The organism is Streptomyces albipurpureus (assembly GCF_023701525.1).
Classification (GTDB): Bacteria; Actinomycetota; Actinomycetes; order Streptomycetales; family Streptomycetaceae; genus Streptomyces; species Streptomyces albipurpureus.
On sequence record NZ_JAMQAW010000028.1, the window covers coordinates 1 to 16,412 of the forward strand.

At 64.8% G+C, this 16,412-nt stretch carries 12 protein-coding genes and 1 pseudogene; 5 read left to right on the forward strand and 8 right to left on the reverse strand.

The features are described 5' to 3' along the window. Positions 1-761 (forward strand): annotated as a pseudogene (locus NBG84_RS22165) (hypothetical protein); the annotation flags it as partial. A 167-nt stretch (positions 762-928) separates the two neighbouring features. Here the strand turns inward: NBG84_RS22165 and NBG84_RS22170 are convergent. After that, a complete protein-coding gene (locus NBG84_RS22170) occupies positions 929-3,508 on the reverse strand; it encodes a DEAD/DEAH box helicase (protein WP_250921306.1) in 2,580 nt (859 codons plus the stop codon). 347 nt (positions 3,509-3,855) lie between these two features. Next, positions 3,856-4,434, reverse strand: coding sequence for an ArsR/SmtB family transcription factor (locus NBG84_RS22175; protein ID WP_250921307.1), 579 nt, complete (start codon positions 4,432-4,434; stop codon positions 3,856-3,858). Positions 4,435-4,544: 110 nt separating this feature from the next. Here NBG84_RS22175 and def point away from each other — a divergent pair, with 110 nt between their 5' ends. From def to NBG84_RS22190, 3 genes are all read left to right on the forward strand, one after another. Further along, positions 4,545-5,207 carry a peptide deformylase gene (def, locus tag NBG84_RS22180; protein ID WP_250921308.1) on the forward strand — a complete coding sequence of 221 codons (663 nt, stop codon included), beginning with the start codon at positions 4,545-4,547 and terminating at the stop codon, positions 5,205-5,207. 691 nt (positions 5,208-5,898) lie between these two features. After that, the gene (locus NBG84_RS22185; protein WP_250921309.1) at positions 5,899-6,870 is read left to right on the forward strand and encodes an IclR family transcriptional regulator; all 972 of its coding nucleotides are present in this window, start codon (positions 5,899-5,901) and stop codon (positions 6,868-6,870) included. Positions 6,871-6,964: 94 nt separating this feature from the next. After that, complete coding sequence (locus NBG84_RS22190; protein WP_250921310.1) at positions 6,965-7,975, forward strand: hypothetical protein; 1,011 nt, start codon at positions 6,965-6,967, stop codon at positions 7,973-7,975. 203 nt (positions 7,976-8,178) lie between these two features. Here the strand turns inward: NBG84_RS22190 and NBG84_RS22195 are convergent, their stop codons facing one another. The 6 genes from NBG84_RS22195 to NBG84_RS22220 all read right to left on the reverse strand — a co-directional run bounded on the left by NBG84_RS22195 (position 8,179) and on the right by NBG84_RS22220 (position 12,915). After that, positions 8,179-9,573: a hypothetical protein gene (locus tag NBG84_RS22195; RefSeq protein WP_250921311.1), complete on the reverse strand. Its 1,395-nt coding sequence runs from the start codon at positions 9,571-9,573 to the stop codon at positions 8,179-8,181. Between the two features lie 53 nt (positions 9,574-9,626). Further along, positions 9,627-9,938, reverse strand: a complete 312-nt coding sequence (locus NBG84_RS22200) for a hypothetical protein (protein WP_250921312.1) — start codon at positions 9,936-9,938, stop codon at positions 9,627-9,629. Between the two features lie 130 nt (positions 9,939-10,068). Further along, complete coding sequence (locus NBG84_RS22205; protein WP_250921313.1) at positions 10,069-10,719, reverse strand: hypothetical protein; 651 nt, start codon at positions 10,717-10,719, stop codon at positions 10,069-10,071. After that, positions 10,716-11,426: a ParA family protein gene (locus NBG84_RS22210; RefSeq protein WP_250921314.1), complete on the reverse strand. Its 711-nt coding sequence runs from the start codon at positions 11,424-11,426 to the stop codon at positions 10,716-10,718. The genes NBG84_RS22205 and NBG84_RS22210 overlap by 4 nt, the downstream gene beginning before the upstream one ends. 242 nt (positions 11,427-11,668) lie before the next feature. After that, positions 11,669-12,238 (reverse strand): helix-turn-helix domain-containing protein, encoded by a 570-nt coding sequence (locus NBG84_RS22215; protein ID WP_250921315.1) that lies wholly within the window; start codon positions 12,236-12,238, stop codon positions 11,669-11,671. Then, positions 12,235-12,915 carry a MarR family transcriptional regulator gene (locus tag NBG84_RS22220; protein WP_250921316.1) on the reverse strand — a complete coding sequence of 227 codons (681 nt, stop codon included), beginning with the start codon at positions 12,913-12,915 and terminating at the stop codon, positions 12,235-12,237. Before NBG84_RS22220 ends, NBG84_RS22215 begins: the two co-directional genes overlap by 4 nt. Positions 12,916-14,584: 1,669 nt before the next feature. Here NBG84_RS22220 and NBG84_RS22225 point away from each other — a divergent pair. Next, the gene (locus NBG84_RS22225; RefSeq protein ID WP_250921317.1) at positions 14,585-16,408 is read left to right on the forward strand and encodes an ABC transporter substrate-binding protein; all 1,824 of its coding nucleotides are present in this window, start codon (positions 14,585-14,587) and stop codon (positions 16,406-16,408) included. The last annotated feature ends 4 nt before the right edge of the window (positions 16,409-16,412 follow it).

Sequence of the window (16,412 nt, forward strand, 5' to 3'; positions counted from 1 at the left end):
TCGCCGACGCCCAGCAGATGCACGGGTACACCTACGGCAACAACAACCCTGTCGTCATCAGCGACGCATGGGAGGCGGCGCGGGAGGCAGGCGTGGTCCAGTTGGGGTCAACTGACCTTTTCCCGGGGCACGAGGCAGTCGACCTCCCTGATGAGGAGGTCTGGGGCCAGTTCTACAGCTCCCGTCGAAGCTCCACTTCAGAGCGGAGCGCGTTGGTTGCTGCGGCGGCCGAGGTAGCCGGCATTCGGCCTACCAAGGCGTTGGAGGTCAAGGAGAATCCGACGGCGCTGAAGGTGGCGATCATCGCGGACCAGCGGACGGCTGAGGCGGCGAAGCAGGCGCTGGAGGTGCGAGCGGCCGAGGCTCGGAAGACCGAGCGCGTTGAGTACATCCGGCGGGTCGCTCATGACGGCAAGGCCAAGTCTCCCGCTGGTCTAGCGGTTGACCTGCCTGCCCAAGCCAAGGCGGAGGCCGCTAGCTACGTGGCGGTTGTCCAGGACGAGAAGGCCACTCCAGAAGCGGTTGCCGAGGCGTATGAAGCGGTTCAGGCGCTCATTGCCGAGACGGTCACTGCGGACCCGGAGATTTCCATTCGTGAGCAGAGGACACGTTTCACCAAGGCGATCACCACGACGGTGAAAAGTATCGAGTCCATTGATCCTGATGACCTGGTCGCCGTCGCTGACGATGATCTTCGGGCTGCCGTGGCCGCCGTGCAGAAACAGATCAACGACCTAGCCGACCTCATTTCACGCCCGTGATGATGCCCAGCGCCAGCTGGGCGACGGCGGCCGTGGATCCCCTGCACGTTTCGCAGGATCCACGGCCGCCGTAGCTCACGGCAGGTTCTGAAACCGATCACCCAGACCCGCAGTGATGCCGATGACACTCACTGCTATGGGCCGCCCGCTCAGCGGCGAACTGTCTCTCAGTCGCCCGGACGGATCCGGTTCTGCGTCAGGCGGTTGATGACCTGACTCGGCAGACACCCGTGTTCCGTCATTGTTGACCGGACGTACTGCCGCAGCGTCTGGTCTGCCTGGATGCCTGTCGCGCTGGTCAGTAGATCGCTCCATACGGTGGAGATGTCGCCGGCGATCTGTTCGATGGTCTCGGTCGAGGCGAGGTAGACGTTCGCGTTGGCGGCCGGGGCATGCTGCGGATCGATGGCGAGGCGGTTGGACACGATGATCGCTGGACTGCCAGCGGGCGGGTGATCCAGGGAGCGGTCGGCCGCCAGCTGGTCGAGCTGGGTGTTGGCTTGTCGGATGTCATGGAGTGGCAGCAGACCGTCGGAGTGCTGTTCGGACTTAGCTTCGATGGTCATCCAAATTGTGGTACCCCATACCCAGGCCGAGTCGCATCGCCCCTGTCCCTTGGGCTTGGATGCCTCAGCGCCGAGAAACGAGCCGAGGTCCGTAAGCCCTCCCTCGTAGACCGTCGAGTCATCCTGGGCCAGCGCCTCACGCATCTTCTGCAGATCATCCGCGACGCGATTCGGTCGGAGGCGTCCCCTGAGGCGCGTCACGATCGCGTTCACGCTGACCACGTCCATGCTTGTGAGGGGGACTTCCTCGGTTCCGGGAAGCTCCGGCATCTCCTTTAGCCAGATTCCACGTACGTCTGACGCGGCAGCCGCCTGGCGCACGAGCTCCCGCGCACGTGCTCGCTGGATCTCATCCTCCGCTCCGAGATGCAGCCAGGCACCCGATAGATACAGCAGAAGGCCCCGATAGCCGCGGGTGCTCTCACCGCCAGCACCGACACGTCGCGCTGCCTCCTGAAGCTGCTCGCTCGCGGCGACCCACTCGCCTTGGAAGGCCAGGTGGCAGGCCTCGACCTCGGGGCCGGCCGAGTTGCCCAGCGCGTCCGCACCGGGCGACTCGACCTTCACCGCGTCCTGCCGGAACTCCGCCACCAGCGGCTCGCCGTCTTCCCGCCACGAGTCCTCATGCTCGAGGAACATCTCAATGTTCTCGATGACCTCGTCCGGATTGGCACCGCGACTGTTCTGCCAGCCGAACTCCACCTCCGCCTGCAACTCGGGCTCAAGAGCTGCACGGTTCTCAGGGCGACTGAAATACCTCGTGATGTCTGATCCGAGCACCACGACGACTGCATAGTCGTTGGGGCCGCGGGTGCACCGACCGACTCCCTGGACGATGCGTGTGCGTAGGCGCTCGGCAAGCGCGGCGTTCGCTTCAGCCCTTTGGCTGAGGAACTTCTCCTGCAGACCGACCGCGTCCGGCTTCCCACCGAGCACCACAACCCGGCACGCTTCGCCTGGAAGGTCCAAGCCGTCGTAGCGGTTTGCCAGCCCAAGCACCCCCGTTGGCGCCTTAGCGAACACGTCGAGTCCCTGCTCGACGTCGTCCCGCCCCATTACCTGCACGCTGTCGGCTGTGAGTACCGATGCAAGAGCCTTCGTCTGAGCCAACGTCTCTTGGCTCAGCACCAGAGCCTTGTTGGTGACCCCGACGATCCGCCTAGCCAGACCGAGAGCGTCCCCGCCCGCTGTCAGGTCGGGAAACACGAAGAGTCGACGGCCAGAGCGCGGTGGAGTCTTGGTGGGCAGGGGCATCCTGTCGATCTGAGCACGACCGAACGCTCGCTCTAGGTCGCCTCCGGACCCGAGGGTCGCCGAGAGATAGATCCGCTGCCCGGCGCGTGAGAAGATCCGATTCTCGAACGTCGGCGGCATCATCGGACGGATCTGTATCCCGCCGTACGACAGGTACACGCAGCACGAGGCCAAGCCCGCCCGGATCATCGCGAATTGGAACATATGCGGCTCCGGAAGTGCTGCAAGCACAGCATCGAGCTTCGAGAGCACCTTTGGGTTGATGGCAGGAAGGAGCAGTCGAACCTGGTGGTGTGCGCCGGGATCAGGCTCCCCCCGGAGTCGTTGGAGCAGCAGCCCAGATAGGAACGGAGCCAGTGCGCTGAGGACCGCTTCGTAAGCTTCGCCGTCCCTGTGGCGGTGGATGGTGACACCGTATTCCGCGCCGACGAACTGCTCGCCGGCATGCGCATCGTCTAGGACGATCAGGCGCGGCTCTGGAAGCTTTGGGCTGCTGTTGAAGATTGTGCTATAGGTGGTGATGCCGATGGCTTCGGCTCCTGCCACAGCACTCTCTTCGACGAGGTCCCAGCTCCTGTGGCCACCGATGAGCAGGTGACTGGGCACACCCTCGCGGCGTGCCGCCGCAAGTACCTGTCGCGCCAGCTGCTTGGTCGGAGTCGCATAGATGACAGGGCCTTCGCTTCTCCGGCGCACCCACTCAGCAAGCAGGAGCCCGGGAATCGTCTTCCCGGTTCCCGTAGGGAGTTCGAGCGCGAGGTCAGGCGTCTCGAGGTGGCGCTCCGCGTACGCGCGGATGACATCGCCTTGGTGCACCCAGAGTGCGTCGACCGCTGCGGTAGTCCGAGGCAGCGTGCCGCTGAGGTAGAGCTCCTCCGGAGAAGGGAACTGCTGCTGGGTGCGCTTGATCTTGCCTTGGAACGCCAATGTCTGGCTCCCGTCTGTGGTTGTCGAACCATAAGACCCATGGGCGGTGGGCGGTGGGCTGGCTGGCTTGCAGAGTGGCTCCCGGCGCGCGAGCCAGGGTGATGGGGTGTCGGCCTGACTGACGCCGCTTGGGCCGGGTGGCAGCGCATTCGGCTTCAGGCCGTGGAGCTACCCCGGACGTAAGGCGGAATGGTGATGGGCCCCGTCCCTGGTTCTCCGCTGGTGCTCCCTCACCGTGTGCAGAGAAGGGGACTGGCGTTTCTGGTCCCTGGATACGGGGTCGGGGAACGGTACGAAGTCCTCGGTGTCCTCCGTGAGGTCCTGCTCCTTGGCGAGACTGTGGCTCATCACTCCTGGTCCGTGCCGTCTGCTGTGTGGGGAAGCAGGGGGAACAGCCGGCTGATGAGGGCCACTGGTCGAGCGCCGTCGGGCCGGGCCAGGGCGCGTTGTTCGCAGTCCTGGTAGGGCGCAAGCGCCCGTCGGATCACGTTCGCGACCCGGCTCATCTCTTCGGGTGTCAGGTAGGCGACGGCGCTGAAGGCTTCGTCGTGGCGCCATTCGGCCGGCGCTTGGTCGCGCTGGCCGAGCCATCTCTGCCAGCTCTCGTCCTCCAGCCCTCGGGCCAAGTCGCCGAACTGCTCCTCCGGGGGTGGACTGGCGGAGGGGCTGTGCTGCCTCAGGCGCCAGGGGCGTGCGCGGCCCCTGCGGTGGGGAGCTTCCTCGATGAGTCCGTGGCGTGCGAGCTGCCGAAGGTGAAACGAGCAGAGCCCGGAGCTGTGGCCCAGTCGGACGGCGGCTTCGGTCGCCGTGACGGTGCCGACTTCGGCTAGCAGGTCCAGTAGAGCCGTGCGGACCTCGTGCTGACGCAGTTCGTCGCCGGTGTCCCGTGTCTGGTCGGGTGGGGAGTTGAGGTCATCTTCAGTCACTTTGCAAAGTCTGCTACTTTGCAAAGGATCTGGCAAGTGGTTCTTGCTCGGGGTATCACGCCGCGGTGCCTTCCGCGACGTGCGTGGCGTGCATAGAAGGGAAGACAGTGATGTCTGTTCGTCACGACCGGTCCCGTCCCGTCGACCGGCGAGTTCGTGTGCAGGGCCAACCCGTCGACTCGTATCCAGCGCTGCTGCCGGAGGCGGGACGGGGTTCGGTGCGGCGGGTCACGGTGGTGGGTGAGGAGGTGCTGAGCCGTCCGTGCCGGGATGTGGCGGAATTCGGAACTCGGGAGTTGTCGGCGTTAATCGACGACATGTTCCTGACGATGCATGTGGCCGACGGTGCCGGCCTGGCTGCCAACCAGGTAGACGTCGACCTGCGGCTGTTCGTCTATGACTGCCCGGACGACTACGGAATCCGACATGTCGGCCACATCATCAACCCCGTCCTGAACCTGCCCGATCCGGGAAGCCGCCGGCTCATTGACGACTTCGAGGGCTGCCTGTCCGTGCCCGGTGCCGGCATGGCGGTTCCCCGCACCGATCGTGCTGTCGCCCGCGGGTTCGACAAGGACGGCAATCCCCTCGTCATCGAAGGAACGGGCTACTTCGCCCGGTGTCTGCAGCACGAGACTGACCACCTCTTCGGTCACACCTATCTCGACAGGCTCTCCAAGCGAGACCGCAAAGACGCGCTGCAGCAGATGGCAGAGCACCGGGAGGACGTTTTCGCCCAACGGGCCAGGAAGGCCGCCAGCTTGACGCAGTGAGAGTGGGACGGTCCGTACGCCAGCCTGCGCGGGGAACCATCTGATCGACTGTCCTGTCGCAGTGCAGGTGTCCCTTGATCTGGTTGGGAGCTGCGACGTTGCCGACTTGACTGAGACGGCCGGGATGCGGCGTCTCAATCGATCGCGGCCTCTCGATGGACATCGACCGGGCAGCAGCGGAGATCTTCACTCTCCCGAGTGACGGAACTGACAGGCGCCGTGAGAATCGAGCCTTAGCGACAGTCCCTTTGAGAATCCGACCCGGTTCTTTGAGAAACTGCCAGCTCCGATGAGACGGGACATCAGACGAAGGCCGCCCCCACGTCCGGCGAACTGCGCATACCTGCATCAAGTGCAGCCTGGGGCTTGTCCACACCGCGCCGAAAACGACGGGCGGGTCGGCACTCCACGCGTTGCTCGCAGCACTTGCTCCACGCGGCAGGCTCGTCGATCTATGGCTGTGCATCCGGCCATGCTGCCGAACTGTCGACCAAGATCCTCATGCAGCATTCGTCCACATTGACAGGCTCCTGGCTCCCTCACCGGCACGCCGATCGCACGGTACTCCAGCACAGCATGGAGCGTCTGATTGACGCGGCGCGCAGTGGTCAGCTGGCTCCTGTTGTCGGGGGGAGTCCTTCCGCTGGCTGAGGCCGCGGCTGCACACGAAGCCATTACTACCCACACCCACATGGGGAAGCTCCTGCTTGATACCACCTGCATGATTCAAGTCAGTAGAGGAAGACTCGACATGCCTCCTGGTGTTCGAGTGGTGGTCTGTGCAGAGACACTGAGGGCCGCGTACCTTCCTGGTACGCGGCCCTCCCACGGGGAGGGCACCGACCGCATGACGGCAAAAGCGAAGAAGGGCACCACACACGCAGAGCGGGTCATCCGAGTCCAGCAGGCATTTGCGGATCTCGGCGGCGACGTCCACGGGACTGGAGAGCTTGCGGAAGCGGCGGGCCTAGACGACTCGGCTGTGTCACGCATCCTCCAATCCGGAGTCTACGGAGGAATCTTCGAGCGGGTCGCTCGCGGCAGGTACAGACTCGGAGTGACAACGGCGTATCTCGGCCTGCACGCTCTGGCGCACGTCCCCTCGCTGGGACGCGTAGCTCACGAGATCCTCGAAGAATTGCGGAATGCCAGTGGCGGTGGCCTGGCCTTTCTTTACACGCTGGCCCCGTTCGGGGGGGCCCAACGCCAGTGCATCGACATGGCTGTGGGTGATTCTGACCTGGTTGAGCTTGGCATGACTCCGCGGGATGTCTTATGTGTGACTCGATCCCTACGTATCGGAGCCAGCGGCCGGTCGATGCTGGCCCACCTTCCTGACGCCATTGTCGATCGGGTACTGGCCGACGAGGTGCCCGATGAGGCCGGGCCCGGTGTGTACCGGGACGACGACGAACTCCTGGCCACGCTCGTCAACATCAGAGACTGCGGCTACGCAGTGGGCTACGAGGAATGCATGCCCCTGTGGAACTCGGTTGCGGCACCGATCATGTGGGCCGACTCCATCTTGGGGGCGGCGTTACTCGTCAAGCCAGCCACGATGATGCCGGAAGCTCCTGAGTCGGTCATTGAAGCGACCATGACGGCTGCGGCCAAGCTCAGTCACCTTCCGCACGGATCATGGCCGATGAACATTGCCGTCTAGATTCTGCCCGGTCGATCACGTGCCGTGATGGTGGCCTTCGTTGGTCCACTAGGGTTGAACGCTCGGTCGGGAACGCAAGTTCGAGGGGGATCCGATGCCTACGCTGCTCTACTACCCTCTGGTTAGACCTCCGAGGGAGGTTCTCCACCAGGCGCTGCTCTACTGGGACGACATTGCCTCGGTGGTACCGGAAGACACAACTGTGTACGACAATGCGGTCTCGAACGAGCTGGAGGAACTCAGGGTTCGAGGGCTCTACCACCCGATTGTCGTGGGTTCTGAGCTCACGACACCCCTCAACGACGGCATTCAGTCCGATATTCTGGTTGCGGAGTTGCGCCAGCTTGCTGCTGGCCCCCGTCGCCCGCAGTTTTCGGTCCTGGACGGCTTCCTGTTCCGTACGAAGGTCGGCTACTTCTTGGAACGAGAAATCGTCGATCTCGGTCTGGGGCGGAGAATCGGGGCCTCGACACTTCGGTATCGGCAGGGGAGAAGTCTGGCTGTCTCCCGGGAAGTGCAACTGCTGGTGATAGGCGCCTTGGCCCAAGAGGTTGCTTCCACAACCACTACGCGGGCCTATACGCCGTACACTGATCACCAATCCGCGCACGATACGTCGGTGCGAACGATGCGCCCTGGTATGGGTGTGGGCGCCTGGCGGGTGGAACTCGGCCGACTGCTGCCCACACCGGCGCCGGGCACCTTGACCTCCGAGGTGCTGGCTTTTCGTGAGAGGTATACCGCCGAGCGGGAGCGCCTTATGGGTGCTACGCAGACCCTGCTCAGTGATCTGAGCCGCGACTGGGAGCACCCAGCTGACGTTCTGCTGCGCTTGCAAATGGAGTTGACGCAGGCCCGTGAGGACTACCAGTCGGCTGCACGCAGCAACCGCATGGCGTGGGTTTCCAGATCCATCTCCGTAACCGTGGGAGTGGCTGCCGCCGCTGCTGGCGCGTTGGTTTTCCCGGAGCTGGGCTGGGTTGCAGGAATTGCGGGGAGTATTGGATTCAATATCGCCACCCGCGAGGTCCGCCCGATGTACCGAGCCTGGAACGGCCACCCGTTCAGCTATCTTCATCACGTTGATCGCGAGCTGACGCAATGACGACTGGCACCCCGGCGGGTGGCACCCCGCACATAGCTGGCCGGACAGAACCAGTGTCGTTCCTGAGGTGGACCAGTCGTCACCGGTCCTCACGTGCGCGTTGGGGGAGCGAAGCCCCGCTGGTGACTCCAACCTGGACTCACCAAACCGCCGCCTCCTTGGCGCGACTTTGTCCGAGGGAGGATCTGGTCGAAGCATACTCATCAGTTCGGGCTGGGGAGTGATTCTGCGTGGAGCTTTCGTTGGAGGGTTCCCCCCGCGATTTGCCTGCGGAGAAATCCTGCGTACGCGACCATTTCCCCACCCGGCGGTTTCGACGTATCGACGGCGGCCCGAGGCTCGCATGCTGGCAGCTTCCGTGGTCCTTGTCCGGGCGGCGGTTCACCAGTCACAGCGGCGCGTAGCGCTGCGACGGCCGTGTCAATGTAATCCAGTGCAGTGACTGGCAGCACTGGCATCTCGGAACACTCCTGGGTGGCTTGCGATAGCGCGTCCTGGGGCGGCGTGCGGTCCACCGCAGCGGCAAACGCTGCTCCGGCGAGGCTGGCGTAGGTCCAAGCAGCGGTTCGAGCCAGGTTCTCCAGTTTCGCCAGGTGCGCATCTGCTAGCCGCGCTCGACGCACCGCCGTGTCAGCGTCGAAGGAGCACCACTCGGCTGCAAGACTGGCCAGTTCCGACTCCGCGTCGGAAGGCTCCGTCGAGCTTGATAGAAGGGTGGCTTCGGTGACTCCATCCCGCAAGCTCACCGTCCTCGTCCATGCCTCAGCGAACCGGTCGTACCGGAGGCCGGCCCGCCTGAGCTCGATGTCTACGGCTTCCGGCCAGGCCAGTAGGCCGTCCGGATGCGGCGCTTTGACCTCTGGGTAGGCCGAGGCATACTCGGACCAGTGGCGCCGGTAGTAGGTCTGGCCTGACTCGGTGAGGCGATATCCACCGAATACCCGCTCGGCCAAGTTGTGCCTGTTAATGAGGACGTGCTCGATCGTGGTGCTGTATCCCCATGTCAGGGCTTTCTCCTGTTGGTCTTGGACCCACAGTTTGGCCAGCACCTCCCAGGAACGGTCGGTCAGTTCCACTGTCGACTTGGAGGTAACGGGACCGATGTTGTTCCCGGCGCGGTAGACGGCTCGGCCCTCGAAGGTGAGTTTCACGGTCACCATCACACCGAATGTTGTGGGGCGAATGCTCCGCACTATCAGCCTGCGGTTCTCCAGGACGGTGAGTGTGGACCCGTTGCCTTTGTTGTGCAGCCCTGCCCGCTCCAGGCGTTGCTGCATCTCGGTCAGTCCATACAGTTCTCTGTTGCCAGGGTCGTGCCCGAAGTCGATGCGCCTCCACTCTGACGCTGGACGTCTGTCGAAGTTCATGGATGCCCCTGCGGCCCTGTGGATGGCTTCCGCCTGCTGATCAAGGTGATAGGTGATCTCAAGAAACATCTGCTGCCGCTGGTTCAGTGATTCCCATGCAGCCCGGCGTCGTCGCTTCGCGGTCACTTTCTGCTTAGGCACCTGCGGCTCCCTCGCGTAGTGCTGGGACTCTCGTTTGCTTCGGTGGGCACACTTTTCTTCAACGCCGACGGGCAGGCCGATGCGAGGCATGTGCGGAGTGCGATCGCGGTCTCCCTCCCCTTTGCTTCTGCGGTCGCTCGAACTCATCCGTCAGCGGATTCGTCGGCCGAAAGGTCCGGCGGGTATCCCTTCGATCGGAGCCAGGCGTCCAGTGCGAGTGCGGCAATGTCGCCGGGCTGTGTACCGTGATCGGCGTGATAGCGGCGTATGCGGCGCTGGATGTCGAGATCCTTGGGAAGCGCGTAGTTGACCTGGCCGCGTTTGGCCAGGCGGCTATTGATCAGGCGCAGGGTGGCTGGGTGAGGAGCCAGGGCGTCGTGGGAGGGTTTGGACTGGGCTTCAAGCGAGTCCGCGATCTCGCGGAGACGCCGGGAATGCTGGGAGAGATCGGGCATGTGGATCTCCGGTGGTATCGATAGTCGGCTATATAGGCGGCTAACTAGCCGCCTATTGAGATAGGGGAATGGTCGGCCGGGGGGCGGCCACTACCTGATGCTCGTGGGACCGCCCCCTGGCTGAGTGATCTCAGAACCCGTGGGCGGAGAGTGCTTCGTCCAGAAGAACCGTGACGACGTCCGACAAGGGCAAGTGATCCAAGTCGTTGTCCAGGGCCAGCCGCTTCAGTCGCTTCTTGAGGCGGAGCTGGACCGGTGCGGAGATGTCGAGCGATTCACGAGCGATATGACGCTGGTTCAGGACAGCCTCAGCTGTGGGAATTCCTTGAGGCCGCCCCGTGCCCTGCGCCCACCGGATACTTTCGCTCTCCATGCCCTCGGAGGGCATCTTCCCGTTTTCGGATCCGGTGCTTGCGGGAAACGGATTGCTGTCTGCGACGGGGACGGGAGGTTCGGTGTGAACGATGATCTCCGCAGGTCGCCCCTCATACGTTGCGGTAGCGACGGGGGAAGGCAGCCCGCCACCGGAGTGTTCTACCGGAGTGACCGCTTCGCGCGGCTCCACCGGAGCCTCTGCCGGCTGGACGGGCTCCGGTACGACCTCCGATGAAGCAGGGGGCGTACTCGCTCCGGTATCCACCTGGGCGGACTGCTCGGCGGCGAGCTGCTCCCGGGTCAGCTCGGCTGTCGGCGGAGGGGCCGGGCTCTGCACCTTCTTCGCTCCGCCGAGTACGCGGCCTGCGCTTCGACGGCGGGGTGGGGGCTTGATCTGGTCGGTCATGCGTTTAGCTCCTTCATGAGTTCGCTGTACTCGCTCAGTTCGGTGGGTATCTCGCCGAATGCCTCGATGTAGTGCACCCAGGAGTGGATCTTGGTCTTGGTGACGGGGAACGGTGCGCTGCCGTCGTCGGGGGCGAGCAGCTTCTCCAGGGCGTTCCTGGGGAGGCTGGTGCGGTCGTCGCACTTGACCAGGACTACGTGGGCTGTGACTTCACGGTCGTTGCGGGCGCTGGCCGCTTCGGCTTCGGTGAATGTGGCGGCGAGCTTGCGGGTTTCGATCTTGTGGGGTGCCACGGGCACGATCAGTCGGTCTGCGACGGTTACGGCCTCGTGGAAGATCGTCCTGTTGCCTCCTCCGACGTCCACCACGATCGCGTCGTACTCCTTGCGCTTCTCGCGGATGTAGTCGGCGATGTCCTCGAAGGGGTATCGCTCGACGGTCAGGTTCTCCGGGATCTCGAAGCCATCGGCTTTGGCGACCTTGAACCAGTCGTAGCCGGACTGACTTGCCGCGTCGGCATCCAGGAACAGGGTCCGCTTGCCCAAGACCACGGCGTAGTAGAGAGCGATGAACCAGGCCGAGGTGGTCTTGGCGGTCCCGCCCTTGAGCATCCCGATAACGATGACGATCGCCAGGACGAAGTCATCGCCCCCGATCCGTACTGTGCCGACGACCGCGAGTGTCGCGAAGCGGGTGAGTTCCTTCATGTTTGCTTCTTCTCCTGAAAGTGGTGGTGGTCTCCCCGGTATCGAGGAAACCGGTGGCTGGCGGCAGAGAGGTGGTGCCCTGGCGCCCCTCTGCGGGCCTCCCTGAGGGAGCACTGCACATGGGAGTGGGCGGGAGCGCCGCACCTGCGCACGCGGAGTGAATGCGCCTGCGGCGGCTACGTCGGGCGTTTCCTTGATCTGAACCTTGCGGGCGAACTGACTGAACCGGGGAAACAGCGCAGTCACGAGGGCTCATCCGCGGCAGGCGAGGAGACGGATCCCTGTTTGGAACTCTTAAGGGTTCGCGCCTCCCTTAGCAGTCGGTAGACGGTGGTTTCCGATCGGCCGTAGTCGGCCGCCAGATCGCCCACGTGCTCGCCGGCCTCATATCGCTTCTGGAGCGACTGCATCAATTGATTCCGCGCTGCTGTGGAACGCATCCGCCGTGTCTGCGCTGCGGTGCGTCGAAGGGTGTCTGCCTCGGCAAGCAACCGGCGGACGGTTCTGTTGGAGCGACGGCAGACCTCAGTTAGTTCTTTGATCGTCGCGCCGTTCTCGTACAGCGTGCGCAGTCGCTTCGCCAGGTTGCGCCGGGCCGTCAGCCGTCGCGGGTCTGTGCGCATCCGGCGAGTCTCGTGCGGGGTGCGCATGACGGTCCCCGCGTCGCGGAGCCGGTTCCAGACGGTTCCGTGCGAGGCACCGGTGATGGACTCCAGCTCCCGGATCGTGGAGCCGTCTTCATAGCGCGCCCGCATATCCAGCGCGTTGAGTTGAGGATGGTCGGACTTCGGGTTGGGCTGTTCTGGCTTCATGCGGCTGACTCCCAGTCGTTGATGGCTTCGGCGTACTGACTGACCAGTTCGTCGTAAGTGCGCTGGTCAGCAGGAGTGATGAGGATCAGGCGACCGTCGGTAGCGACCCTCCAGTCAGGGGCGAGGGAGCCCGTGGCGGGGTTGATCACCGTGCCGTCAGGGGTCCGCCACTCGGAAGGGACTTCATCGCCGCGAGGGGTAGGTACCAGCACCTTCTGACCGTTTTTTCCGACGACGAACAGGGCTTTGCGGCGATGTCCGGCGAGCGCCTCCAGGGCCGCGCGGTAGGCCATTCGTTCGGTTGCGTGGAGTGACACCCGTCGGGCCGCGAGCCCAGCGGTGCCGATTCGGCGCGCAACGTCGTCCCAGCCCTGGCCTGGTGAGGTCGGCTCCTGGACCACCCAGCTGCCGGAGTAGCCGAAGCCTTCGAGAGCTCGTGGTGCCAGGGCCCACGTCTCCGTGGTCTGGTGTGCGAGTCCTAGTGCCCTGAGTCGTCCGAGTGCCTTATACACCGACGCTCGGGAAACTGAGGAGGTGTTGGTCAGCTCCCTGATGGTCTGATGGGGGCGGGCGTGTAGTGCGGCAATGATCACGAGTGCTGAGCCGCCGAGACCGTGGCGAGCGAATGCGTCATGGCCCATGAGGTGACTCAGAACGGTCGAGTCGATATCGGCCATAACTTCCGTCTCAGGGGCAGACCACTCCTCAAGTGCCGGGTCGGGGGGGTACTGAGTGGTCCTGCAACGAGACTGAGGGGTACGGCTGTGACCATCACCGAGGTACCAGATAGAGCCCCTAGTGCCGTGACCGACTTGCAGCCGGTGCAGCCATCCACCGGGCTTCAGGATGAACTCGTAGGCGTCACGCAGGGTCTGCCGGGATATCCCCGCTTCCTCGGCCGCCTGGCGCTCGCTGGATGCGTGACGACGTCCGCCGGCGACCTCGGCGAAGGTCAGATGCGCTCGGAGGACCCTTAATGCCGTTCGGCCGCGTGAACCACGCCAAGGCGTGGTCTCTATTCGTGCGCGAAGGGTCGCGAGGTCTTCGACGGCGTCGTGGCGGGACCCCACGGCAACGGTGGTCCTGACGGCAGCACAGGCGCCTGCCCACACACGCTGGACATAATCGTGCGCCCGCGAGTGCCCGGATCGAAACGCTATGTTTCGGACGTGGCGGCCACCCTCGTGGTCCGGGTGCAATAGCAAGCGCGCCAGGGTGTCGACTGATCCGCCAACACGGGCGACGTGGCAGGCGATGGCTGCGGTGATTCGGTGTCCGTGGTCGGAGCAGCCCTGGCGATCTCCTCGCAGCGAGACAGATCGGCGGTCGACGCCAAGCCGGGTGTAGCTGCCCGTCGCATACTGCCCGGTGAGGTCGCCCAGGAGGACCAGGTCGGCGGCGCCGCTGGGCAGGTGGTGAAGTCCCAGAGTTCCAGGACGATTGCCTGTGATTGCCTCTGGATGGGTTTTCGCCGGAGTGAAAGCCTCGTTGAGGGCGTGCGGAGAGGTCGAGCCATGTGGCATTCTGAGGCGGTCTCTCAAAGACGTGGACGCCACTGCGGCCCGCTAAAACCAGCGGTGATGTCCGGAACCGACCTCCAATCGGTGCCAGCGAAGCCTCCAGGACTGCAATCCTGGAGGCTTTCGTATGCCTGGCTCCTGTTGGAGGCAGGCGTCCCCACCGCGGCCCGACCGGGTCGACACGGAGCCAAATCAGAGGTCCGCACGCTGATCGGCACCGATCAATCCGGTCGCTCAGAGCCAGAACAGGGGCGAATGCCTCTGACTGCCTCTGAGCGACCCGGGTCGAATCGGGGTCGAATCAGAGTGTTTTCCTCTGGCTGCCTCCGGTCGCCTCTGCAACCCTTCCTAGCAGGTCACAGCCGATACGACTTCGCATAGGTGCAGGTCAGAGAGGTGCTCCAAATGAACCCGGCGTATAGCCCGACTCGTCTGCCGCTTCGCCTGTCCGCAGTCAGGACAGGCCCTAGTCATGGGGTGCGAGCCCCGGTCGGTGGGTCACCCGGGTGCGGGTGTTCTCTGCGCCTCCGCAACCAGCCAGAGCCAGTTCTGCACGACACCTTCCCCGGCGCTCACCGCGCCCCGTCCGCCCAGGGCACCCCGACGGGACCGCCCTGTGGGCTCCCGTCGAAGGCGGCAAAAAAGGCCTTTCGTCCCGCGATGAAGAGGCCTTCCGTCCTGGTCAGCCGCCGGATCGTGCTATCGCGTACTTCCGGCCATGGCTGGTATAGCCCCTTGCGGGTCGTGGGGTTTATCGTGCATTGCGAGGGGGTTCCGTCGTGGCGTCGGGTCAGTGCGAACCGTCCCGACGAATGGAGGAGTCATCTTGCGGACGCTTCAGCCTCTCGGCACGGAAACGGGCATCGAGCATTCCTGGGACGTGACGGTCGCCCCGGCGACCGCGCCCGCCCCGTCGGACCGACCGGTCGACGAACACAACGCCGATGATCCGGGGCATGCGCCCGGGGTCCAGCAGCACACCACCGACACCCCTGGCAGCCACCGCGGACAGTCTGTCGAGGGCCGTACGAGTGTCGCGGGACCAGCTCCGCCGGGACTGGGCGACGCCCTGCTCGGCCGGGTTGCCGGGTTCTTTGACTCGGGTCTGCGCTCCGCCCAGTTCCTCTGGTGCGAGGAGGGCCGCTGGGCCTGGTGCCGGCTGGAGCTGCGCTCCGCATCGCAGGCCGTGGTGGCGCTCGACGTACGCCCCTTGACCGGGCCTCCGTCGGGTCTGACCGCCCGCGAGATCGACATCATCTCCCTGGTGGCGCTCGGGCTCTCCAACCGTGAGATATCCAGCCGCCTCGGCACCAGCATCCGTACCGTCACCACCCAGGTCGAACGGCTGCTCAAGAAGCTCGGCCAGGACTCCCGCTCCGGACTCAGCGCACTCGCGGTTGACCGCGATCTGATCCGGCTGCCCATACCCGGTGGTGTGGAGCACCGCTCCGGCATTCGTGTCCTCGACATCGAGCGCCACTCCGCGACCACGACCAAGGTGGCCACCCCCGCACCCCGGCGGGTCCGTCCCGCCCCGCGGGACACCGTGCGGATCGGCACCATCGCGGTGGGCGGGGCCTTTGCGGCCGATGGTCTGGAGACCGCACAGGGCGCACAGCTCGCCGTGCGTGACATCAACGCCTTGCGCGGGGAGTACGGGCGGGCGGTCGAGCACGTTGTCGTCCATATCGACCCGCTCGACGAAGACTCCGTCCGAGAGGGCATCGCGCATCTCGCCGAAGCCGATGTCGACGCCATCACCAGCAGTTACGCCAGCGCCATCAGCCCCGGCGTCTTCGCCTTCGCGGCCGACTTCGGACGTACCTTCCTGCACACCAACACCTGGACGCGCAGTGTGGACGCGGTCCGTGACGACCCCCACCGCTACGGGCATGTCTTTCAGACCTGCCCGTCGGAGACCGCCTATCAGTCGGCGCTCCTCGCGTTCCTGCGCTCCCATCCGGCTTCCGGCAAGAGCACACCCCGGCTCGCCGTCGTCGAACTCGACGGGTTCGGCTGCGCGATCACCGATGAGACCTTTGGGAGCCGGGTACGGGATGTGGGCTGGACGATCACCTCGGCCCAGCGGGTCGGTCTGAGAGTCGACCGTGTCGATGAGCTCATCCAGGGCGCACTGGCCGATCGTCCCGATGTCGTGGTGGTGTCGCACCTCAATGTGGAGACCGCGGCCGAGCTGCAGAACGCCATCACCCGACACAGCCCGGACCAGCTGACCTACCACATCTACACACCGTCGGTGCCGGGGTTCGCGCGGCGTATCGAGCACGCCGGCGAGGTGATCTGGTCCACGGTCACCGGACGGCCCGACGATCCCCTGGGACGGCGCTTCACCGATGCGTACGCCCGTGCTTTCGGCACCCCACCCGGCCGTAGTCAGGCCAGTGCCGCCTATGACCAGGTGCGGATGCTGCACTCCGCCTTCTCGGTCACCGGCTCCTTCAGACCGGACGCGGTGGATGGCTATCTCCGTGAATCGGCCTACCGCGGGGTCAATGGCACCTATCTGTTCGCTTCCCCGGGGCAGGCCGTGAGCGGCTACCCCTATGACACGGGCGACCAGAGCCTGTCACAGCCCACGCTCACCTACCGGCTCTCCGGACGCGGCCAGGAGATCCTGCCGGTCGGCTGACCGG